The 22,762-nt window shown below is 56.5% G+C and carries 19 protein-coding genes; 9 read left to right on the forward strand and 10 right to left on the reverse strand.

Annotated features, from left to right (window positions below; translation table 11 throughout):
* Positions 1-4 precede the first annotated feature (4 nt).
* Genes EY643_RS06115 through EY643_RS06135 form a run of 5 tightly spaced genes read right to left on the reverse strand, consistent with a single transcriptional unit; the run spans position 5 to position 3,984 of the window.
* Positions 5-841, reverse strand: coding sequence for a glutamate cyclase domain-containing protein (locus tag EY643_RS06115; RefSeq protein WP_152661363.1), 837 nt, complete (start codon positions 839-841; stop codon positions 5-7).
* Positions 838-1,776, reverse strand: coding sequence for a 5-oxoprolinase subunit C family protein (locus tag EY643_RS06120; RefSeq protein WP_152661364.1), 939 nt, complete (start codon positions 1,774-1,776; stop codon positions 838-840). Before EY643_RS06120 ends, EY643_RS06115 begins: the two co-directional genes overlap by 4 nt.
* Positions 1,773-2,450: a 5-oxoprolinase subunit PxpB gene (gene pxpB / locus EY643_RS06125; RefSeq protein ID WP_152661365.1), complete on the reverse strand. Its 678-nt coding sequence runs from the start codon at positions 2,448-2,450 to the stop codon at positions 1,773-1,775. Before pxpB ends, EY643_RS06120 begins: the two co-directional genes overlap by 4 nt.
* Before the next feature lie 6 nt (positions 2,451-2,456).
* Positions 2,457-3,188 carry a 5-oxoprolinase subunit PxpA gene (locus tag EY643_RS06130; protein ID WP_152661366.1) on the reverse strand — a complete coding sequence of 244 codons (732 nt, stop codon included), beginning with the start codon at positions 3,186-3,188 and terminating at the stop codon, positions 2,457-2,459.
* Positions 3,189-3,198: 10 nt separating this feature from the next.
* Positions 3,199-3,984 carry a putative hydro-lyase gene (locus EY643_RS06135; protein WP_152661367.1) on the reverse strand — a complete coding sequence of 262 codons (786 nt, stop codon included), beginning with the start codon at positions 3,982-3,984 and terminating at the stop codon, positions 3,199-3,201.
* A 101-nt stretch (positions 3,985-4,085) separates the two neighbouring features.
* On the opposite strand from EY643_RS06135, the gene EY643_RS06140 reads away from it, so the two are divergent.
* Together EY643_RS06140 and EY643_RS06145 are read left to right on the forward strand one after the other, a co-directional pair.
* Positions 4,086-4,928 carry an acyl-CoA thioesterase gene (locus EY643_RS06140; protein ID WP_152661368.1) on the forward strand — a complete coding sequence of 281 codons (843 nt, stop codon included), beginning with the start codon at positions 4,086-4,088 and terminating at the stop codon, positions 4,926-4,928.
* A gap of 69 nt (positions 4,929-4,997) precedes the next feature.
* Complete coding sequence (locus tag EY643_RS06145; RefSeq protein WP_152661369.1) at positions 4,998-6,551, forward strand: acyl-CoA synthetase; 1,554 nt, start codon at positions 4,998-5,000, stop codon at positions 6,549-6,551.
* Here the strand turns inward: EY643_RS06145 and EY643_RS06150 are convergent.
* A complete protein-coding gene (locus EY643_RS06150) occupies positions 6,548-9,595 on the reverse strand; it encodes an efflux RND transporter permease subunit (protein WP_152661370.1) in 3,048 nt (1,015 codons plus the stop codon). The genes EY643_RS06145 and EY643_RS06150 overlap by 4 nt on opposite strands.
* On the reverse strand, positions 9,592-10,665 hold the full coding sequence (locus EY643_RS06155) for an efflux RND transporter periplasmic adaptor subunit (protein WP_152661371.1): 1,074 nt from the start codon (positions 10,663-10,665) through the stop codon (positions 9,592-9,594). The genes EY643_RS06150 and EY643_RS06155 overlap by 4 nt, the downstream gene beginning before the upstream one ends.
* Positions 10,666-10,889: 224 nt before the next feature.
* Here EY643_RS06155 and EY643_RS06160 point away from each other — a divergent pair, with 224 nt between their 5' ends.
* Together EY643_RS06160 and EY643_RS06165 are read left to right on the forward strand one after the other, a co-directional pair.
* Positions 10,890-12,587, forward strand: a complete 1,698-nt coding sequence (locus EY643_RS06160; protein ID WP_152661372.1) for a DUF3336 domain-containing protein — start codon at positions 10,890-10,892, stop codon at positions 12,585-12,587.
* Between the two features lie 75 nt (positions 12,588-12,662).
* The gene (locus EY643_RS06165; RefSeq protein ID WP_153240930.1) at positions 12,663-13,061 is read left to right on the forward strand and encodes a CBS domain-containing protein; all 399 of its coding nucleotides are present in this window, start codon (positions 12,663-12,665) and stop codon (positions 13,059-13,061) included.
* 29 nt (positions 13,062-13,090) lie between these two features.
* Here EY643_RS06165 and EY643_RS06170 read toward each other — a convergent pair whose 3' ends face one another.
* Positions 13,091-14,644, reverse strand: a complete 1,554-nt coding sequence (locus tag EY643_RS06170; RefSeq protein ID WP_170287299.1) for a long-chain-fatty-acid--CoA ligase — start codon at positions 14,642-14,644, stop codon at positions 13,091-13,093.
* Between the two features lie 187 nt (positions 14,645-14,831).
* On the opposite strand from EY643_RS06170, the gene EY643_RS06175 reads away from it, so the two are divergent.
* The 5 genes from EY643_RS06175 to EY643_RS06195 are packed head-to-tail and all read left to right on the forward strand — an operon-like array spanning position 14,832 to position 20,109.
* Complete coding sequence (locus EY643_RS06175; RefSeq protein ID WP_240732841.1) at positions 14,832-15,959, forward strand: AI-2E family transporter; 1,128 nt, start codon at positions 14,832-14,834, stop codon at positions 15,957-15,959.
* Entirely contained in the window at positions 15,956-17,476 is a 1,521-nt protein-coding gene (locus tag EY643_RS06180; RefSeq protein ID WP_152661374.1) for a TolC family protein, read from the forward strand. The genes EY643_RS06175 and EY643_RS06180 overlap by 4 nt, the downstream gene beginning before the upstream one ends.
* Positions 17,477-17,497: 21 nt before the next feature.
* Entirely contained in the window at positions 17,498-18,628 is a 1,131-nt protein-coding gene (locus tag EY643_RS06185; RefSeq protein WP_152661375.1) for an HlyD family secretion protein, read from the forward strand.
* Positions 18,629-18,643: 15 nt separating this feature from the next.
* The gene (locus EY643_RS06190; RefSeq protein ID WP_152661376.1) at positions 18,644-19,669 is read left to right on the forward strand and encodes a DUF2955 domain-containing protein; all 1,026 of its coding nucleotides are present in this window, start codon (positions 18,644-18,646) and stop codon (positions 19,667-19,669) included.
* Positions 19,669-20,109 (forward strand): potassium channel family protein, encoded by a 441-nt coding sequence (locus tag EY643_RS06195; RefSeq protein WP_152661377.1) that lies wholly within the window; start codon positions 19,669-19,671, stop codon positions 20,107-20,109. Before EY643_RS06190 ends, EY643_RS06195 begins: the two co-directional genes overlap by 1 nt.
* Here the strand turns inward: EY643_RS06195 and EY643_RS06200 are convergent.
* Together EY643_RS06200 and EY643_RS06205 are read right to left on the reverse strand one after the other, a co-directional pair.
* Entirely contained in the window at positions 20,086-21,465 is a 1,380-nt protein-coding gene (locus EY643_RS06200; protein WP_152661378.1) for a phosphotransferase family protein, read from the reverse strand. The genes EY643_RS06195 and EY643_RS06200 overlap by 24 nt on opposite strands.
* 17 nt (positions 21,466-21,482) lie before the next feature.
* The gene (locus EY643_RS06205) at positions 21,483-22,748 is read right to left on the reverse strand and encodes an acyl-CoA dehydrogenase family protein (protein WP_152661379.1); all 1,266 of its coding nucleotides are present in this window, start codon (positions 22,746-22,748) and stop codon (positions 21,483-21,485) included.
* Between the last annotated feature and the right edge of the window lie 14 nt (positions 22,749-22,762).

Genomic DNA, 22,762 nt, shown 5'->3' on the forward strand with positions numbered 1-22,762 from the left:
ACTCCTACGCAAATCCACTGAGTTCGCGTAATTCGCGAATTATATTTTGACCTTCTTCGGCCTCGAGGCCGTCCTCGGTAAGCGTATTTTCGCGGGTGACCCCGTCTACGCTGCCATGGCCGGACAAGTAATTGAGAATGGCCAACGGCGAAATTTCAGCGAGCAGGTCGCGTTCACTCCAGCGCCCAAGCAGGGCAATAATGCCGTAGGCACCCCAGTTTGAAACGTCGGCCACCAGTAGTTCATCACAGGTGGTGGCAGAGGCCTTGATATCCAATGTAGCGATGGCTTCGCGGATATTGCCCATGCCGATCTCATTACCGCCGTCGCCAATCGCGATGGTGGGGCAGTCTGAGAGGTCCATGTAGGCATCAAAGAATGCGCTGCGAGGCGTGATGTCTTCGCCGCGCATATTGTAGTAGCGGCCGTCATCGCTAAGGCCGGGGCGCTCTATTGAAACTATTGCTGCGGGCGCGAGTTCTTGCAGGCGTTCGCGTGCCTCTTGGCGGGACGAGGGTACGTCACGCGCATTCAGTTCTAACACGGTGTAGTCATTTTTCAGGCAGTGCGCCAGAGGGTTGCCGCAAGCAAAGACCGGCGTTGCTCCCAGAGCGAGCAACGCGTTGTAAAGTGCGATAGCGCCGACCGGGCCGTCTGTCTCGAAGGTGTCGGTGACTGGAAAACCGGTGCCAATTATCACCGTCCCATCGATGCCCTGCAGTCGCCGTGCGGCGCGCAGGTAGTAGCCCGGCTCCAGCGCCGCCTGGGCCGTTTTCATATTGCGAAGGTTGCGTGCCACCAGTGCGTTTTCGATGGCGATGCTGAGTTCGAGATCGCTCACTGGCGGCGCTCCTTGAAGGTGAGGCGCTGCTGAAAGCTTTGCGCAAGATGCAGGGCATTGTGCGCCGCGTGAGGCGTAATAGCTGCGAAATGTACATCGCCACCAGGGCGCAGTTGTGCCAGGTGGGCGCAGTCCAGTGACAAGGCAGAACCAATTTTCGGATAGCCGCCGATTGTCTGGCGGTCGTTCAACAGGACGATAGGCTGACCGTCAGCTGGAATCTGAATTGCGCCGAAGCAAATGCCCTCGGAGAGTATGCCCTCAATGTCGCATTCGATAGCGGGGCCTTCAAGCCGGTAGCCCATGCGGTCGCAGCGGTCGCTCACGGTGAAGCCATGCGAAAAGAAGCGGCGCTGCTGGTAGCGGTCGAAGTTATGCTGCTGATAGCCGGGAATAACGCGCACGGTCGCTGTATCTTGATAGCGAGGCTGCTGTGTTTCGTTCAGGTACAGGCGCTCACGCTCGCGTACTTCTGCGCAGGGCAAGGCGTCGCCAGCGCCTAATTTTTCTCCGTTCAGGCCGCCGATATGCTCGCGCACCACGGTGGCAGTGCTGCCGAAGCTGGGCGTGATTTGGAAGCCCCCGGCCACGCCGAGATAGGCGCGGCAGCCGCGTTCGGCAAACTCTAGATTGATACTGTCACCTGCCTTTATCTGCAGGACTTCCCAGCGGGGCTGTTCGATATTATTGATACGAAGATTCATCACAGCGCCTGTCAGGCAAATGAAAGTGTCGACCTCACTTTCAAGCTGTAAGCCACCAAAACTCACCTCAATTGCGGTGCTGCCCGGAGAATTACCGAGCAGGCGATTGCAGGTGTTAAACGCGTCGGGATCCAGCGGGCCGCCATTGGTGAGGCCGATTCGATGCTGACCCATACGACCGCTATCCTGGAGCAGGCTGAGAATGCCGGGCTGGATGACTCGCAAGCTCACAGCTCGCCACCTAGCGCCAGAAAACGTGCGCGTTCGATGGGCTCGAAGCGAACCCGGTCGCCAACGCTGACCGGCATGGTAGGTGTTGCCGTCGGGTCGAACATGCGTTGCGGGCAGCGACCAATGAGGTTCCAGCCACCGGGGGATACGGCGGGGTAGACTGCGGTTTGGCGGTCGGCGATGGCCACAGCACCGCGCGGAACCTTCAATCGTGGTGTTGCCAGCCGTGGCGCGGCGATACGCTCGTCCACCTGGCCCAGATAGGCGAACCCGGGGGCGAAACCGATAGCGTAAACACGGTAATCGGTGCCACTGTGGATATTGATGATTTCGTCCGTACTCAGGCCTGTGCTGTCTGCGAGGTGCTCCAGATCTTCACCTGCCTCGGGATGATAGTAAGTGGGGAGCACCACAGTAGTGCCCCCGTTTTCAACCGCTTCTGAAAGTTGTTCAAGGCAAGCCCACACACGATGGCTCACGCTCATGTGATCGGTGGTGTATGCATTGTAGATGATCAGCAGCGACGCGTAGGAGGGCACCAGATCAATCAGGTCTTCGCCAAGAATAGCTTCAACCGCGCTAGCGGCGGCTTGTACGCGCGCCGAAACGCCCGGACTGGTTTCGGTGCCGAGATAGAGCATCAGGGCGTTCTCGCCGGCGTTGTGCAGTTCCACGGTGCGTTACTCTCCGGCAACCAAGGCGCGAATATCCTGTATCGCCTTGACACCCTCGATGTTGTCGCCGTGCACGCAGAGAGTGTCTGCATGTAATGGCAGAGTGTGACCGCTCACGGTGGTGAGTGTGCCCTGCGTCTTCAGTTGTTTCACCTGGGCCAGCATCTTGTCGCGAGAGTGGACAGCGCCAGACTTGCGTCGGGACAAGAGCTTGCCATCGTCGTCATAACAGCGGTCGGCGAAAGCTTCGAACAGCAGGCTCAACCCAAATTCTTCGGCTTCCCTGCGATGCTCCGCGGCGTCCGGCGTTGCCTGCAGCATCAACTTAAGAGGTCTGTGGTAAGAAGAAACCGCCTGCATAATAGCCGCTCGTACTTCTCGCTTGGCCATCATGTCGTTGTACAAGGCGCCGTGGGGCTTTACATACGCCAGATTTAGCTCAGCGCTTGCTGCCATTCCGTCGATTGCCGCCACCTGATAGTGCACGCTGGCGATGATTTCCTCGGCGGAGAGTGCCATCGAACGACGGCCGAAACCCGCTAGGTCAGGGTAGGCAGGGTGAGCGCCAATGGTTACGCCATGCGCAGCGGCCAGCGCCAGCGTTTTTTGCATTGTGAGAGGATCGCCGCCGTGAAAACCACAGGCAATATTGGCCTGGTCGATATGTGGCATGACCTCGGCATCCAGACCCATGGTCCAGCTCCCGTAGCTCTCGCCCAGATCACAGTTCAGCAGCATCGTTCCTTCCTCAGAGCACAGCCAGTTGGCTGTTGCGTAAATCGGTTACCAGCATGTGTCCCGGGCTGTGGGTGATCGCCAGGGGCGGTCTGGCCGCTTCCAGCGCGACCTGTGGGGTGACTCCGCAGGCCCAGAATACAGGTAGTTCGTCATCGGCAATGGAGACCGCTTCGCCGTAGTCAGGCACCCCAAGATCGTCGATACCTATCAGCCCGGGGTCTCCAAGGTGAATTGGAGCGCCGTGAACCGACGGAAATCGAGTGCAGATCTGCACGGCGCGGATCGCATCAGCCGCCTTAAATGGACGCATACTCACTACCATCTTGCCTTTGAAAGGGCCGGCCGGGGTGCAGTCAATGTCAGTGCGATACATGGGGACGTTGACACCTTGGCTGATATTGCGCACCTCAAGACCATCGGCCAGCAGTGCCTCTTCGAAAGAGAAGGAGCAGCCCAGGGCGAACACCACGAGATCGTCGCGCCACAGCGCGGAGAGATCCGTTCTTTCCTCGCTAAATTCGCCATCGCGAAAGACGCGATAGCTTGGCACATCAGTCCGTATGTCAATATCCCCCAAAGGTGGTAAAGCGGTGTCCCCCGGGCTGTTCGACATGCCGACCAGCGGGCAGGGCTTGGGATTTGCCTGGCAGAAGCGGAGGAAATCCGATGCCCAGTCTGCCGGTAGAATCGCCAGGTTGCACTGCACGAAGCCGGGGGCGAATCCAGAGGTGTGACCGGTGAATTCGCCGCAGCGTATTGCCTGACGCAGATCGTAGGGGCTGATGTCCTGGCGCATTAAGTTCACTCGATATAAAAATAGCGGCATAAGTTTGGCACAGAATCGAATTTCTGGATAATGGCTCTTCTTTTCTTACCCATCTCAAGCCGGAATCAAACATGCTGCAACAGCTACTCCATGTACTCGAACCAGAATCCCTTGGGGACGACCGCTACCTGGGCCAGAACATGCACCCTAAAGGCTTTCGCATTTACGGTGGCCAGGTACTTGCTCAGGCGGTAAGTGCAGCACAGCAGACAGTCGCAGACGATCGCGCCATCCATTCCCAGCACGCTTATTTCCTGCGTCAGGGCAATTGCAGCAAACCTGTTCACTATGAAGTGGAACGGGCTCGCGATGGCGGCAGTTTCAGTTCGCGCCGCGTGGTGGCATTGCAGGACGAGAAACCGATTCTTGTATCTTCAATGTCGTTCCAGTTGCCCGATGATAGTTTCGATTACCAGCCCGAGATGCCGGCAGATCTCATTCCCCCTGAAGAGCTGCCTTCAGAGCGCCAGCGGGCACTGGAGAATGACGCCCTCAACGAAGATTTTATGATTACCGATGGAGAAGACCTCGACGTGCGCATGGGCGTGCCCATTAACTGGCGCGAACCTCAGCAGATACCCGGGCGCCTGTACAACTGGATGAAAACGACAGGCCCGGTCTCAGACGATCCTGCGGTTCATCGCACGCTGTTGACCTATTTTTCCGACACCATGCTCTTGGACGCGGGCCTGATTCAACACGGGCGCTCTTACAGGGATCGCGGTTTGCAAGTGGCCAGCCTTGATCACGCTATCTGGTACCACGCAGATTGCCGTGCGGATGAATGGCTGCTCCACACGGCGGATCTTGAGCGCAACAGTGGCGGCCGTACACTTGTTCGCGGCCGTTTTTATACCCGCGAGGGCCACCATGTGGCCACGGTGATGCAGCAGGGGCTTATGCGACAAAAGTAGCCTCTGCATCTGAGCCAAAAGGCCTATACTTAAATAAGAACCAAGTCAGATAAGGATTAGAGAGACGCCATGCCACATCCACGTCACACCGCCGAGTTATATCCGCACAAGCCCGCCTATATCATGGGTGATTCCGGGGAAATGGTGACCTATCGCCAGCTGGACCAGCGCTCCAACCAGGGTGCGCAGCTGTTTCGCAGCCTCGGCCTCAAGGCCGGCGATCACATTGCCCTCATGATGGAAAACAATGCTCGCTTTCTTGAAATCTGCTGGGCCGCCCAGCGTTCCGGACTGATTTATACGCCGATCTCCAGTCATCTGAAACGTGATGAGACGGCCTATATACTGGAAAATTGTGGTGCGAAACTGTTCATCGGTTCCCATAAGCTGATAGACGTGGTTCTTGAAGTGAGCAAGGTGGCTTCCGGGGTAGAGAGCTTTTATATGGTGGGTGGTATCGCCGACGGTTATGAGTCCTGGGAAGAAGCGGTGGACTTACAGCCAGTGACCGAGATCGATGACCAGCAGAATGGCGTGCCCATGCTTTATTCCTCCGGCACGACAGGGAAGCCAAAGGGGATATTTGTGGCACCGGCAGAGACTGATGTTGATGCGACACCGGGGCTGGCGAAAACCCTTGGTCAGGCTTTTGGTTTTGGTGAGGAAACCGTATACCTTTCTCCCGCGCCGCTCTATCACGCTGCGCCGTTGCACTACAACATGATGAGCATTTTCCAGGGTGGCACATCGGTGCTGATGGAGAAATTCGAGCCGGAACAGGCACTGCGTCTGATTGAGGAACATCGCGTTACCCATAGCCAATGGGTGCCCATTATGTTCGTGCGCATGCTCAAGTTGCCGCAGGAAGTACGAACCCGTTACGACGTCAGTTCCATGCAGTTTGCTATTCACGCTGCAGCGCCTTGCCCAATAGAGGTGAAGGAAAAAATGATAGATTGGTGGGGGCCGGTCATCGTTGAGTACTACGCTGCCAGTGAGGGCATAGGTGCCACTATTATCGATTCTGATGGCTGGTTAAGTCACAAGGGTTCCGTGGGGCCGGCGTTTGTGGGCGAGTTACATATCGTTGATGACGATGGCAATGAGCTGCCCGTTGGTGAGATCGGCACAATTTATTTCGGCGGTGATGCCGCCGTATTCAAGTATCACGGCGAGCCGGAAAAAACGGCAGGTGCCTACGACGCCAGAGGTTGGGCTACGACCGGCGATGTCGGCTACGTCGATGACGACGGATTTCTCTATCTCACCGATCGCAAGAATTTCATGATCATTTCCGGCGGGGTGAATATCTATCCTCAAGAAATTGAAAACATGCTGATCAATCACGAAAAAGTGGCTGATGTTGCGGTGTTTGGCGTTCCCTGCGACGAGTTTGGCGAGAAGGTGCAGGCGGTTGTCGAACCCATGAACTGGGTAGATGCGACTGACGAAACAGCGATCGAAATTATGGAGTGGCTGCGCGAGCGTATCTCACATATCAAGTTGCCCAAAGCGCTCGATTTCCACCGCGAGCTGCCGCGTCTGGATAACGGTAAGCTCTACAAACGGCACCTGATGGAAGAGTACAAGGGCGCAGCCCGCGCTGAAGATAAGCCAGACTAACTCGAAGCAGGCGCGGCGATTACCGCACTATCATTTTCAGCGGCTCGTCGAAATGGCAGGTAGAACACCGGCACAATAAACAGCGTAAACAATGTGCCGACGAGCATGCCGGCAGTGATGACCAGGCCGATGCTGAAGCGGCTTTCTGCGCCTGCACCTGAGGCCATCACCAGTGGCCAGACACCTAGCACGGTAGCGAATGTCGTCATCAGGATAGGGCGCAGTCGCTGGCTGGCCGCGACCAACACCGCCTCGCGTTTGTCGACACCCTGATCTGCCAGTTTGTTGGCAAACTCAACAATCAGAATACCGTGCTTGCTGATCAAGCCGATCAGTGTCAGCAGACCAACCTGGGTGTATATGTTGAGCGTGGCAAAGCCCAGCGCTATCGGTACGATCGCCCCGAAGATCGAAAGTGGCACTGTGACCAGGACAACGACAGGATCCCGAAAACTGTTGAACTGGGCGGCGAGGACCAGGAATATCAGCATCATCGACAGGCTGAACAGAATGGGAAAGGACGCCGCTTCCTGAACGAACCTGCGGGATGCGCCTGTATAGCCGGCGCGGAAACTGGGCGGGGCGATCTCCGCAAGTTTCTCCTCGAGAAATTCCAGCCCGGCCCCCAGTGAGTTGGGGGGCATGACAATACCTTGTACCGTCGTGCTGTTGAGCTGCTGGTACTGGTCGAGCGAATTGGGTTCTACCTGGCTCTCCAGCCTTACTACGGCAGACATCGGCACCAGGTCGCTGCTGCTCGTGCGAACATAGTATTTTTCCAGCTCTTCCCGGGTCATGCGGAAATTGCGGCTTGCCTGCGGTATGACCTTGTAGCTGCGGCCCTCCTGGGTGAATCGATTCACTTCCGCTTCACCCAGCATCACTGCGAGTGTCTCGCCGATTGATTGCATTGAGATGCCCAGGCGCGCAGCGCGTTCCCTATCCACATGCAAGACAATTTCCGGGCGATCGAAGTCGAGGCTCTGGGTTACAAAGGCAAACAGACCCGATTCGCGTGCCGCCTGCAGCAACTCGTCGCCGATGCGCTTCACCTCTGTATAGTCGGCTGTTGACGCGACCACAAAGCTCACTGGCAGGCCAGCGTCTGCGCCGGGGAGTGATGGTGATGGAAAGGCAAATAATTCCATGCCTGCCACAGTGGAGAGCTTGCCCTGTAGTTCGGTGATCGCTTCTTTCTGCTTGCGCTCGCGTTCGCTCCAGGGGAACAGAGTGATGCCGCCAAAGTTACTGCCGGGCTGTATCACCTGCCAGGAGTGGCTGAACTCCGGGATTTCTTTCCAGATATCGACGACCTGATCGAGATAGTAGTCGGAGTATTCAAGGTTGGCGTAGCGCGGCGCATTACCCACCATGAAAATGCCCCCGGTATCTTCCTCAGGCGCCAGTTCCTCCTGGGCTAGCGTGAACAGAATGGGAAGGCTGGCGAGCAGGCAGAACGCGAGTAGTAGTACCGCGCCGCGATTCCCCAGGCAGGCAGTCAGCACCCTGCGATATAGGGCAATCAATTGCTCGAAGCGATGATCCAGCCAGTCGGCGAATCGGCCCTGGTGTTCAGCGTCTTTGAGGACTCGAGAGCACATCATCGGGCTGAGGGTGAGTGCCACCACTCCAGAGATTACGACGGCACCGGCAAGGGTAAGCGCGAATTCGCTGAACAGGGCGCCGGTGAGGCCGCCAATAAAGCTGATTGGCGCATAGACCGCTACGAGTGTCAGGGTCATTGCGATGACGGGTAGCGCCACTTCCCTGGCACCAGCCAGAGCAGCGTCCAACGGTGTGGCGCCATTTTCGATGTGCCGATGTACATTTTCGACAACCACAATGGCGTCGTCTACCACCAGGCCGATGGCAATCACCATCGCGAGCAGAGTGAGAAGATTCAGGGAAAAGCCCATAATCCAGATAAAGAATACGACACCGATCAGCGATAGTGGAATTGCGACTAGCGGAATCAGCACCACTCTGAATGAGCCTAAGAACAGGAAGATAACCAGGATCACGATGGCGACAGCTTCCAGCAGTGTTGCGGTGACCTCGGCCAGGGCCTCGTCGATGACGACTGAGCCGTCCCAGTCCAGCAGCATCTCCATGTCAGCTGGCAACATGGCCTCGAGGCGGGGCAGCAGTTCGTGTACGCCGCGTGAGACTTCCAGGGGGTTGGCATCCGGGGCTGGTGTGATCGACATAAACACCGCATCGCGGCCGCTGGACAGGGATTTGAATTGATTGGATTCGGCATCCAACTCCACGGTGGCAACATCACCCAGCCGGACCCGCTCATCGTCGACCTGGCGTACCACCAGGTTGGCGAAATCTTCAGAGGATTGAAGATCGGTACGCGCATCTACCGTTACACGCACGTACTCGCCTTCAGTGGCGCCCGCTGCGGAGATGAAATTGTCGCGGCGGATCGCATTGTTAATGTCGGTCGCAGTAATGCCAAAGGCGGCCATACGCACCGGGTCGAGCCAGACTCGCATGGCCAAGCGGCGGGAAAATATCCCGGCTTTGCCGACACCAGGCAAGGTGGCCAACTCCGGCTGCACGTTGCGCGAAAGAAAATCCGTTACCTGATAGGCCGACATTTGCTCGCTGTAAAAGCCAATATAAATCATGGCATCTTCGCCTGCGGCATTGGATATCACCGGGTCCTCGATGTCGCGGGGTAGCTCGCCGCGTGCCTCGTTTACCTTCGCGATGACCTCGTTGAGCACGTCGGTGCTGTTTTCGCCAAGGCGGACGTGTACGGTAATGGATGACACGCCGGAGGTGCTCTCGGATGCCATATACTCAATGCCTCTGGCCCCTGCAATGCTGACCTGTAGCGGATTGGTAACAAAGCCCTGAACGGTGCGAGCGCTTGCGCCCGGGTACACTGTTTGGATGTAGATTACGCTGCGTTCCAGTTCCGGGAACTCACGCAAGCCGACTTTCGAGAGCGACGCGCCACCCAGCAGGAGCAACAGGCTGCTGACCACGATGGCCAGCACTGGGCGCTGTATAAATCGATCGGTGAACCTCATTGGGTGAAGGCCGCCGGGTTCTCTTCGAGAACGACAGGGGCGCCTCGATAGAGTTTGTTCTGGCCTGCGCTCACTATGCGTTCACCGAGTTCGACGCCGCTGCGAATCGCGATCCGCCCATCGCGGACTTCGCCGCTAGCGACAACTCTCGGCATAACCTGTAAGCCTTCGCCCTGGTCACTAACGACGTAGACCGTATCCCCCTGTAGAGAATAGGTAACCGCGGTTTCCGGCAAGGTGATGACCTCGCGCGGCTGACCAAGGTCGATTTCAAGCTGAGCGAACATTCCCGGCAATATCCCTTCGCTCTCGTTCAGCGCGGCCTTCAGTGCGAGGTTACGCGTGCCTGTGTCGACAGCTGAGTCGACAGCCTTGAGGGTTGCTGAGAAGGCGCGTTCGGACGACGCGGTGCGCACTGAGATTACCAGGCCAGGGCGAAGGTCCGGAAAGTGGCGCGCTGGCACTGAAAAGTCTATCTCCAGTGCCGACAAATCCTGCAGGGTAGTGATCGATGTACCGGAGCTAATGTAGTCGCCTGTCTTCACCTCGATGATGCCGACTCTCCCGGCAAAGGGCGCCACAATGCGTTTGTTGTCTAGTTGGGCCTCAATTTCCGCGATGCTGGCAATAGCGATATCAAGGTCTGCCTTGGAGCGATCGAATTGGCTTTGGGGAATGGATTTTTGTTTGATCAGGCTTTCGTCGCGCTCATACAGCTGCTGTGCGAGAACCAGGTTTGCCTCTGCGCGGCCTCGACTCGCCTGTTCCAGGCTGTCGTTGAGGGTAAGCAACAGTTGCCCCGCCGCAACTTCCTGGCCAGAGACCACACTGATGTCGGTGACTTCCCCGCTCGTTTCAGCAGCTAGATTGGCACCGCGCACGGCGCGGATAGTGCCCACGGCCTCAAGCAGCGAAGGCCAGGTGTCAGCGCGAGCGGTGGCGACGGCGACAGTCGCGGGAGGAGGGCTGAAGTCCATACTCGCGAAGGCACTGAACTTGTTGTACAGATAGCCTGAAATGCCACCGAAGATGACCAGCAGGATGACCGCGACGTACAGGTAGGCGCGCAAATTGGACCCCTAGTTTTGTTTATTGATGATAACTATTTGTATTTTATGCGTTTTTGGCAGTTTTAACACGCCTCCAGGTGTTGTACGTGAATACCGGTGCAATTGGATTGATCGTGATCAAGGTGGCGAGAGCCCACAGCCCACAAACTGGTATGACAGAGCGGGGGAATGTTTTATGCTTGGAGCCCCACCTGGTGTCATTTTTATCGCAATAGAGGTATCCCGTGCGCAAATCCCGAAAGCTGAAAAAGCTCGAAAAGCAGATGTACCAAGCCGAGAGCTACGAGCAGTGGTGTGAAGCCGCTTCGGAGCACGACGAACTGAGTGGCGCCAAGCGCTGGCGCGAGGTTGACCAGACGACACAGTACGATTTCGCCCAGATTCGCCTGCGTCTGGACCGTTTGCGCAGTTTGCGTGCGCGCCATGATTATCATGGTCTCCTGTACACCCTGAACGAGGGAATTCACGGCAATATGGGTGGCATGGGCCGCGCCAGCCTGTACCGCCGGGCCAATTTCGGTACCAAACGCCTTGTCGAACAATACATTGATGAAATTGATGAATGCATGCGTCTGTTGGCAGAGTTGCCCGGCGACGTCATTGACGTACAGGAGAAGCTCGATTTCTTCTACCGCGCCAATATTTGCTTCGGTCGTTCCGCGCTTATGCTTTCGGGAGGAGGGGTTCTCGGTTTTTATCATCTGGGCGTTGTAAAAACCCTGATGGACCAGGGCCTGCTGCCGCGGGTGATCTCAGGTTCCAGCGCTGGCTCGATAATGGCCGGCGTTGTAGGTACCCATACAGACAAGGAACTGGAACACTTTTTCCTGCCTGCCAATGTGCATTTTGAGGCGGAACGTGAAGCGAGCGCTTTCACCAGCATGTTCTTTGGCTCGAACCCTCAGATCGATGTGGGTGACCTGGAGCGCCTGATCGCTCGCATGGTGCCGGACCTGACATTCCAGGAAGCCTATGAGAAAACAGGTCGCCAGATTAGCATTACCGTGGCGCCTTCAGAGCCGCATCAGCGCTCGCGCCTGTTGAATGCAATCACGTCGCCCAATGTGTTGATCCGCTCTGCCGTTATGGCTTCTTGCGCCGTACCCGGAGTGTTTCCGCCTGTTACGCTTATGGCCAAGAACATGCATGGCGAAGCTCAGACGTATCTCCCTACACGCAAGTGGGTGGATGGATCTATCGCGGACGATTTGCCGGCCAAACGCCTGTCCCGTTTGTACAGCACTAACCACTATATCGTCAGTATGGTTAACCCTATTGCCACCCCTTTCCTTGATCGCGATCAGGATCGCAGCGCTCTTGCGCGCGCTCTCGGTTCACTCGGCGCGGGGGTGGGTCGCGAGCTTTTGAATTTCTATCGAGGCATTGCCCAGAAACAGGGCGACACCTGGCCGCGCTTCAACTATATGCTCAATACCGTGCACGCTTTAATGGATCAGGACTACAGCGGGGATATCAATATCGTACCCAGCTTCAAGTGGTATAACCCCACCAAGTTGCTAGCGCACATCTCCGAAAACGATCTGATTGAGCTGATGGAAGGTGGTCAGCATTCTGCTTACCCGCAGGTGGAGCAGATTCGCCTGTGCACCCGGATTAGCCGTACCATGGAAGAGATCCTGCTGCGTTTCGAATCAGGCGACCTGCGCCCGGATGAGAAAGAATTTCATCGCCCCCGTGCATCTCGTCGACGCCCGCCGCCCAAACGTGCTGATCGCTCGGCACTGCGGGAACAGAGTGCCAGCGCAGAAAGCGAGAAGCCTGCACCGAAAAAGAAAAAGGCGGCTGCCAAACGAAAGGCTGTTCCCCGCAAGAAGGCCTCCGGAAAGCCGGCCTCCGGGAAGCCGGCCTCCGGGAAGCCGGCCTCCACAAAAAAGCCTGAGCCACCCGCTGAAGCGGCGTAAGCCTGCTATAGTAGGGTGAAAGGCTCATAACACCGGAGTATACCTATGCCAGGACCTAGCGTTATAAGTGATTGCATGCGCCGCAATCCCCTGACGATTGGCAGTGATGCCCACCTTGTCGAGGCAATAGAAACCATTGTTGAGTACAAGCTCACTGGTCTTACTGTGACTGACGCCCAGGGCAATGCCGTGGGTATTCTCTCTGAACTCGATTGCATTAAAGCTGTGCTGACTGCGGTGTATAACGATGGCGATCCCGAGCACTCTCTGGTCAAAGATGCGATGAGTACGGATCTATCTACCTGCTCACCCCAGGACGGGATTGTTGAAGTTGCCCAGTCAATGCTGGACACACGACAGCGTCGCAGGCCTGTGCTGGACAATGGCAAACTGGTCGGTCAGGTCAGCTCCAGCAACATTCTATGGGCGCTGATGGAGCATTCGCGGCGCAAGGTTCATCTCACGCCCAAATGATGGGATGTCTGGGGCAGGTTTGCCCGGCTTCAGCCAATCCCTCTTCCGGCATCTGCCCAGTAGGGCTCTCTGAGGATCTTCTTCAGAATTTTGCCCGAGGGATTGCGCGGTAATTCTTCGACGATTTCCAGTTTTCGCGGGATCTTGTAACCGGCAATGTGCTCCCGGCAGAATGCCACCATCTCCTCGGCCTCGAGACTCGCATCCTCTGCCAGCACTACGAAAGCAAGTAGTGCCTCGCCAAACTTTTCATCCGGTACGCCGATCACGGCGACGTCCTGTACTGCCTCGTGTTTCGCGAGCGCATTTTCTACCTCCACTGGATAGATATTCTCGCCGCCACTGACCACCATGTCTTTCATGCGGTCTTTTAGGTACAAATAGCCTTCCTCGTCCATATAGCCCGCGTCACCCGTGTGCACCCAGCCGTCGGTGAGATTGGCCGCAGTGGCCTCGGGAAGATTGTAGTAGGAGAGCATGTTTGTATCGGAGTGAAGCCAGATCTCCCCGATGTCCCCCGTCGGTACTTCTGCGCCTGCCGAGTCGACAACCTTGGCCTTACCTCCCACTGAGGGGCGACCGCAGGAACGCAGTAGTTCGGGGCGACCATCCAGCGCTTTGCGATGGTCGTCGGCGGTGAGGTTCACCACGGTGCCGGTGGTTTCGGTCATGCCGTACATCTGGATGAAGTCGCACTGGAAAATGTCCAGCGCGCGGCGCAGGACAGATTCCGAAATAGGCGATGCTCCGTAAAAAACCTGCTTCAGTTTGCTGAAGTCACGTTGTTCAATGTTGGGCAACTGCAGTACCGCCATAATCATAGCGGGCACCATAAAAATGTTGTTAACGCCGTGTGTTTCGATGTCGTCCACGATGCGTGCTGGGTCGAACACCCGGTGCATCAGGGTGTGCATGCCGTGGCTGACGTTGTAGACGATCGAGCCTGTGCCGCCAATATGGAACATAGGAGCACATAGAATGGTGGAGTATCCGGGGCTGGGCCGATGCGGCGTTGCCGCGGTATTCATTGCGGCCAGAGACAGCATATTGAAGTGTGAGCTGACCACACCTTTGGGGTTGCCTGTGGTGCCGCTGGTATAGAGCTGGACAAAGGCAGAGTTTGGGCTGATTTCCCGCTCGGGATTGGTCGCGGGGAAATTGGCACTCCATGTATCGAGTATGAGCGTGTTCTCAAAACCCTGGGAAATCACGCTTATGTTGCTATCGACCTGGCTGCGAAGTTCGCCAAGAGTGTCACCCATGCCGTCGAGCGCGAGCAGTGCGCGACAATTCGCATCATCAATGATATAGGCGAGTTCGGCTGGCGCCAGGCGGTAGTTGAGAGAGACGCTTACGGCGCCGATTTTACTGGTCGCCATATACAGTAACAGGTGCGCGAGATCGTTTTCACCGAGAATACCCACGCGTTCGCCCGCATCTACCCCAAGGCTGAGCAAGCCATGTGCCAGGCGATTGGCGCGCGCGTTCACCTCGCCGTAGCTATAAGTGGCACCCTCAGAAGATAGGCAGTGAAGGTCAGGCATATTGCGCCCGTAGTACTCGAGGTAGTGATGTACCAGCATGGTCGTTATCGGGCCTGTTATTAGCGAATTTTGTGGCTCAAGAGTTTGGTGGTGCGGGCCCCAAGTGTCAATCCATCTGGCGTTACATTTGTAGTGCCAGAAGTTGCCGAAGCGCGCTACACTAACGATAAATAATGCAGACTGCTTCAGCCCGCGGCTAGCAATTTTCAATAATAGAGGAATAAACATGAGTGATAGCGACAAGCTTGGTCACGCTATGACCGTTCAGGAATTTACCGATGCCTTGATCCGTGTGAGTCTCATCGCATTGATGGTCATCTTGTCGTTTCAGGTTTTCAGCCCCTTTATGAGCCTTATGATCTGGGCCCTTATTCTGGCGGTGACGATCTACCCTCTGCACCAGAGCCTCGCTCAAAAGCTGGGCGGTAATCAGGGTCGGGCTTCGACAATTATTGTGTTGATTGGATTGTTTGGCATTGGTATCCCCATGGTCTTACTGGGGAGTTCAATCGCCGAGCACGCCACCTCAGTTGCAGACCGTTATCAGGCGGGAACGCTTCATCTGAAACCGCCGAAAGAAACAGTGGCGGACTGGCCGGTGGTCGGAGAGGATGTCTATAAGGCATGGTCAGCCGCGTCTGCTAACCTTCCCGCGTTTATTGAAGCGAACAAGACCTCCATCGAATCGCTGGTCAGTAGCGGAATGGCCGCTGCCAAGAGCACCGTTGGCACGGTTTTCCTGTTCCTCGGAGCGCTTATTGTCGCCGGTATTATGATGGCCTTCGGCGAGAGTGGCAGTGCTGCCATGGACAGCATTATCGTCCGCATCGTGGGACCAAAACACGGTAGTGAGGTGCATACCCTGGCAACCATGACAACCCGCTCAGTGGCAGCGGGCGTGCTCGGTGTGGCCTTTATTCAGGCCGTGTTGGTTGGCGTGGGTTTCCTGGCTGCAGGAGTCCCGGTTGCCGGGCTACTGGCCCTGGTGGTGTTGCTGCTGGCGATCATGCAGCTGCCGGCTACCCTGGTGATTATTCCAGTGATTATCTGGTTATTTAAGGCCAGTGATCACTCTCAAGTGATGAATATTATCTGGTCAATATACCTGCTGGCTGCCGGCCTTTCGGATAACTTCCTCAAGCCTATGCTCCTCGGTCGCGGTGTTGATGCGCCCATGCCGGTGATATTGCTGGGCGCCCTGGGTGGCATGATGTCCATGGGCTTTGTCGGCCTGTTCGTTGGCGCCGTGGTGCTGGCGGTGGGTTATCAGCTGTTCATGAAGTGGGTTGCCATGCACGAGGCAGAAGAGGCGGCGGAAGCGGCAGCGGCTACCGAGGCTGAGGCGACTGAATGAGCCGAACGGCGAAAGCGCTGGCCACGGGATGTGCCCTGCTGGCGCTGCAGGCCTGCACCACACTGGGGCCAGACTATGAAGAGCCCACAGTAGATTGGCTGCAGACCTGGGAAACAGATCTATACGGTCAGACATTGTCCACCTCGGGCGAGAGCGACGACCTCAGTTTCTGGTGGTCGGCTCTTAACGATCCGGTTCTCAATGAGTTAATTGCGACCGCGAGGACTGAAAACCCCACGCTGCGTCTTGCCGGCTTGTCCGTACTGGAAAGTAGGGCAGTGCTCGGTGTCGCCAGCGGCTTGCAATATCCTCAGGTGCAACGCGCCAGTGGTTCCTGGGCTCGATCTGATAGCTGGCCTACGGAGGGAGATAACTCTGGTGATCGCTCTGACCTCAATGCCTACAACGCCGGCTTTGACGTTGCCTGGGAAGCCGATTTCTGGGGTAAGTATCGCCGCGGCGTAGAATCCGCCGATGCCGCTTTCTTCGCTTCAGTTACTAATCAGCAGAATGCCCAGGTACTTCTGGCAGCGCAGGTAGCCCAGGCGTACTTTGCCTGGCGCACCACAGCACGGTTGATCGATATCGCCAAGGAAAACGCGGCGTTGCAAGAGCGCAGCCTGGATATCACCACCAAACTGTATGAGAGTGGCCAGTCGGCTGAGCTGGATGTGCAGCAGGCTCGCACTCAGTATCTGGCGACACTTTCTTCTATTCCGAATTTCGAGATCAGCCTGCAACAGATTGCTAATGCGCTGGCCATTTTGTTGGGCCGCGAGCCCGGCAATATTCCCGAGTTGGAGGGTGTGCCGGCGACGCTGCCAAGTCTGAACCCGATCTTCATTGATGCTTACCCGGCGGCCTTGTTGATGCGCCGACCCGACGTGCGCACTGCTGCCTGGACTGTCGCCGCCCAATCTGCACAGATTGGCGTTGCCAAGGCTGACTTGTACCCTTCAATTTCGCTGTTTGGCACCATCGGTTGGTCGGGTAACTCCTTGGACGCAACGAACGATACTCTGACCACGGGCTTTGGCCCCAGTTTTACCTGGAACCTGTTTAACTACGATCGTATCGAGAATCAGGTAAGGATCCAGGACGTGCGTTTACAGCAGACTATTGAGGCATACCAACTCACGGTGCTGGCAGCCGCATCGGAGATCGATAACGCAGCCATCAGTGTCGTCAAAACCCGCGACCAGCAAGAGCTTCTAGCTACAGCGCTGGAAGCCGCAGAACGCTCCCTGGTGCTTTCTACCAAGCGTTATCAGGAAGGCTATTCAGATTTCCAGCGTGTGCTCACGGCCCAGCAGTCTCGCGCTGCTCGCTCTTCTGCTTACGTTGCCAACCAGGGCGAGCACATCAGCTCTGTGATTGATTTTTATAAAGCTCTCGGTGGTGGATGGAAGCCGGCAACTGCGGATGACCTTGTCCCGGCTGAGCTACGTCAGATCATGGAAGAGCGAACAGATTGGGACGGGATGTTGGATGATCCTGCGCCCGTGCCCGCGCAATAAGACAACTAGGTTAGGTGAAGAATGAGTGAAACCAAGGGCAAACCAGAGCAGCAGCCGAGCGACGAGAGTGCTGGCGAAGGTGTAAAGAAAGGCGGCATCGCGATTGTCGTTGTGATTTTGCTTAGTCTCAGCTGGTACCTCTCCTCGGATCGTTACACACCTTATACAACGCAGGCGCGTGTGCAGGGTTACGTGATTGGAGTTGCTCCGCAGGTGTCGGGTGTGGTCACCGAAGTACTGGTGGAAGGTAACCAGCGCGTTGAAGCAGGAGAGCCGCTATTTCAGATTGATACTTCCCAATATGAAATAGCGCTGACCAAAGCTCGTTCGGACTACCAGAATGCGCTGAGTCAAGTAGATGCGGGCGATGCCGCGGTTGAGGCAGCGAGGGCGAACCTGAGTGCAGCGCAGGCCAATCTCGAGAAGGCCCAGAAAGATACAGACCGGCTCCAGCGTCTCTATGATGAGGATCCGGGGACGATTTCAACCCGGCGTCTGGAGGTCTCCCAGGCGACGTTAGACCAGTCCAAGGCGGCGGTGGTTGCTGCCAGAGCAACAATACAGCAGGCAATTAACGCCAAGGGCGGGGACTCCTCAGAGGAGATGAATACCATTCTGGCCATCGCCCGCACGGGCGTGGAGAAGGCCGAATTGGATTTGGCCTACACCACAGTAACGGCTACCGATCGCGGTGAGATTACCGATTTGAAAGTTGATGTGGGTGTATTTGCCGGCGCAGGTCACCCAGTGATGACCCTGATATCACTCAGCGATGTCTGGATCCAGGCTGAATTTACCGAGAACAACCTGGGTCATATGACCCAGGGAACTCCAGTGGAAATTGTATTTGATTCCCTACCTGGCCAGGTATTTCATGGCCAGGTCAGCAATATCGGTCTGGGTATAGCTTCCAGTCAGCCCACCCAGCCCGGTACATTGCCCAGTATCGACAATAATCGAGACTGGTTGCGCCAATCCCAGCGCTTCCCGGTAAATGTGAAGTTCGACCCCCGACAGAACGAGGCGTTGCTGGGCCAGTTACGTATTGGTGGCCAGGCCGCAGTGATAGCCTACAGTGAGGGCGCCTGGCTGACTAAAATGCTCGGCCATATTTACATCCGATTTATGAGCATCATGTCCTACGCCTACTAGGGCGGGGTGATCACCATGCATATCGGCGCAAGGCGCGTATTCCGGCTCAGCTTCAATGTTTCGCTGGCCCTTGTGGCAGGGTACTCACTGGCCCTGAGTATGCCGTTTATGGCGCCCTTGTTCGCCTTTATGCTGGCAGCTCAACCCAAGCCACCGCCTGGCTTTAAAGGCCTGATAGTGACACCGCTGTTGGTGGCAATATTTCTCGGCGTAGGCCTGTTGATTACCCCGATGCTGACGCATTACCCGTTTGTAGGTCTGTTGCTGGTGTTTCTGGGTTTATTGGTCGCGAACTACGCAACGCTCAATCTAGGCAAGGGGCCGGTAGGTGCATTGCTTGTTGTCGGGCTTACGCTGATCACGATGATGGGCCAGCTAAGTTATGCGCTCGCGATGTTGCTGATTCAGGAAATGATGATCTGCATCGCGATTGCCATTGTCTGCCAGTGGGGGGTTTATCCCTTTTTCCCGGAAACAGATGCCGCAGCTCCTGAGCCACCGACGCCTGAGCCTCAGGAATCCGCTTGGCTTGCCGCCCGGGCGACGCTGATCGTCTTTCCCGCCTATCTTCTGGGCTTGACGAATCCCACGTTCTACGCGCCGATAATTATGAAGTCAGTTGCCCTCGGACAGCAGGCTGAAGAGACGTCGGTAAAAGGTGCTGGTGCAGAACTACTCGGCTCCACGATGATGGCGGGGTTTTTGGCAGTAATTTTTTGGGGTTGCCTGAAGCTCACGCCCAATTTGTGGATGTTCTTTTTGTGGATGCTGATATTTAGTGTGTTCATTGTTTCGCGGCTGTATGGAGTGGTGCCAACTCGGCGTGCACCTTCCTACTGGCAAAACGTGTTAATTACGCTGTTAATCTTTGTCGGGCCAGCAGTGGCGGACAGTGCGAATGGCAAGGATCCAACCACGGCCTTTTTGGTTCGGTTTGGCCTGTTCCTGTTAGTGACCCTATACGCCTGGGGTGCTCTTGTTTTTCTGGATAATCTCAAACGGCGTCAACAACAGAAAAAACTGTTAATGGAGGCACCCTAATGCTCAATCTGATTATTGGAATGGGGGTCATGGTTATTTGCCTGTTCGTTCAGGCTTTACTGGTCGTTTTGTCGATTGGTTTTTACGCTAGACACCGGGATCCGGAAAGCGGCCCATCGTTTTTCAGCACGCTTGGCGTGATTAGCGGTGTCATGCTGGTCTTGGTGATGGGGAATTTTATTCAGATCGCTATTTGGGCAGCGCTGTTCATTCAACTCGACGAGTTCACCGACTTTTACACCGCGTTCTATCATTCTGCAGTGAACTTCGCCACGTTGGGCTACGGTGATATCGTGATGAGTGAGGAGCATCGTATTCTCGGACCGTTGCAGTCGGTGAATGGTGTGCTGATGGTGGGCGTGTCTACGGCAGTGATGATGTCGTCGCTGCAGGATGCATTGCGGCGCATCCGTGAGTCACGTGAGGGCGTTGAAGGCTGAGTAGTGAGGCTGGTCTATTGCCAGTTGTCCGGCTACGGTTTGCCTCAGGTGCTCGGCTAAGCCCGGCGTTTCCAGCGGTAGTTTCTCGCGCAGTTTGTTGACTAATTCCCAGCGCAGCGCTCCCAGTTCGCCGTCCCCCAGTAAGGTTTCCAAGCGCTTGTGTTCAGACAGCGCCAGTGCCTGGCCGTGGAGTAGCTCTCGCTGGGCAATGCCTAGAGAGTTCGCAGCAACCTTGGCCAGAAAGGCAGTGCGGCCGGTCTGATTTTCGGCCACGTCTTCCCTCAGAAATTTGCGTACGCCTTCCAGCAATTCAGCCGGCATCGGCAGCTGATCTCCGTGGTCTGTCATCATTTTGCCGGGGAGGTCGAATTCCCCCGGGCACAACAGGTTCACACAATCCATTTGGCCCTCAGAGGAGCGCCTGCCGATGACCGGACGTTCGAGGCTAGGCGTCTCGCCAGAGCGCCAGGTAGCGGCCATCGCCAGCGTGGTAATCGACCACCAGAAGGAGCCGAATACTTGCCAAAAGGTCAGGTCGGCGCGGCTGATCTCTTCACCAGAGACGGCATGGTAGCCCTCGAGAAGGTCTTCGATAGTGCCGAATCCTCCTACCGTAAGATCCGTCTGTCCGAAGCGCCAGGAGTTGACGCAAAGCCAGCCAAGATCGCGTACAGGGTCGCCTATCTGGGTGAGTTCCCAATCCAGCACGGCCCGTATGCCGTTCTCGTCAATCATCAGATTGCCATTGCGGAAATCGCCGTGCACCAAAGCGTTGCGCGTGTTCGCAGGCAGGTTGTCCAACAACCAGCGTGCGCTGAAGTCGATCATCGGCTCGGGTACGTTGAGTGCTTTGTAAATATCCCAGGTATCGTTAATCAGGGCTTCGGGGCTGATCGTGGGCAGCAAGGCGGTCAGTTGTTCATCTACCTCGATCGCGTGTATGCGGGCGAGCGCTTCGCCACACTGTCGTGCGAGTCGTGGGCGAACCGCGGCGTAAGCCTCCGAGCGCACGATGCGCTGGCCGAGTGTTTCGCCCTCGAGCCACTCCATCAGGTAACCGTCACCGAGACAGTCCTCGGCCTGGAGGAGATAGACCAACTCAGGAACCGGAATCTCGGCACTGGCTGCCAGTCGCAGCAGGTGAGCTTCCGTGCTCAGCGCTAACTGTCCAGGAACAGATTTGCCAGCGAGCGTCGGTGGGCAGCGGCGCAGGGCGAGTAGACGCTCTCCATCGTCAGTTTCCAGTTGGATCCGGAACGTCTCCTGACTGGCGCCGGCGGTGAGTTGTTTGCAGGAAAGCAGCGATTTGAAACCGGCGACTTCCCTGGCCAGAACCAATTCAAGCTGTTCGTGCATTGACCCGTCGCCCGGCATCAACTAACCCCTTTGGGTTTTCGCTGGTTCATAAATCCGAACAGGTATCCAGCCACACGGCGCATCTGAATCTCATCAGCGCCTTCGGTGATTCGATAGCGGCGGTGGTGGCGATAAATGTGCTCAAAGGGTTTATAGCGTGAGTAGCCCATGCCGCCGTGCACTTGCATGGCAGTATCTGCGGCTTCACAGACCAGGCGATTGGCCTGGTAGTTGCAGATGGATACCTTGTCGGAGACGGAGAAGGCACCGTCGCGGTCCATCAGCCAGGCGGTTTTGTGGATCAGTGCCCTGAGCATTTCGCAGCGGGCCTGGAGATCTACCAGCGGGAACTGGATGCCCTGATTGGTCGCCAGCGCTTTGCCGAAAGGCTTTCGTTCCCGCGCATACTGGACCGCCTCATTCACGCAGTATTGTGCAGCGCCGAGGCTGGAAGCAGCCTGGCGAATACGATTTTCGTTGAAGAAGTGCTGCACGATCTGCAGGCCGCGGCCCTCACCGCCGAAAATAGATGATGCGGGGACCCGCACGTCGGTAAAGCTGACATGGGCGTGATCCGTGGGCATGTTGAAGGTCCACAGATACTCCTCAACCTTTACACCGGGTGCATCCATCGGAACCATGAAGGCGGTGATCCCCTGCGCACTGCCAGGCTCACCGGAGGTGCGTGCCATTACCATGTCGCACTGCGCAATGTGCACACCGGTATTCCAGGTTTTCTCGCCGTTGATCACCCAGTGATCGCCGTCCTTCACCGCGCCGGTTTCCATCCAGGTGGCGTCAGAGCCGTGGGCGGGCTCGGTAATACCAAAGGCAAAGGCCGATGTGGCGTTCTTGAGACCATCCAGCCATTCGGACTTTTGTTCTTCAGTGCCGTACTCGAGCATCAGAAGCAGGCCGATATTATTGCCCACTACAGAGTGTTCGTTCTGCAGGTCGTTGTGCAGCCCCAGGCCTTTGGCTGCAAGGTGCTCGCGAATAATCGCCATGCCCAGGTTGCTGCCGTTGCGCCCGCCGTGCTCCTCAGGGAAGGGATAGCTGAAGATGCCTGCTTCAATCGCCAGCGCTTTGGCCTTGGCCATCAGCGCTTCCCATTGTTCATTGGGTAGGCCTTCTCTGTCCCAATCTGTCCGAGCGTCCTCGCGTCGATGGTCAAAGAAGCGGATGTTGTCGTCAGTCTGCTCGAGAGGCGTGATCTTGGTGTGAATGAAGTCGTCAACTTCCTTCAAAAAGTCGACTATGTCCTCTGGAATATCGAAGTTCATCTTCCACCTTCCTC

This window comes from Halioglobus maricola (assembly GCF_009388985.1).
Taxonomy (GTDB): Bacteria; Pseudomonadota; Gammaproteobacteria; order Pseudomonadales; family Halieaceae; genus Halioglobus; species Halioglobus maricola.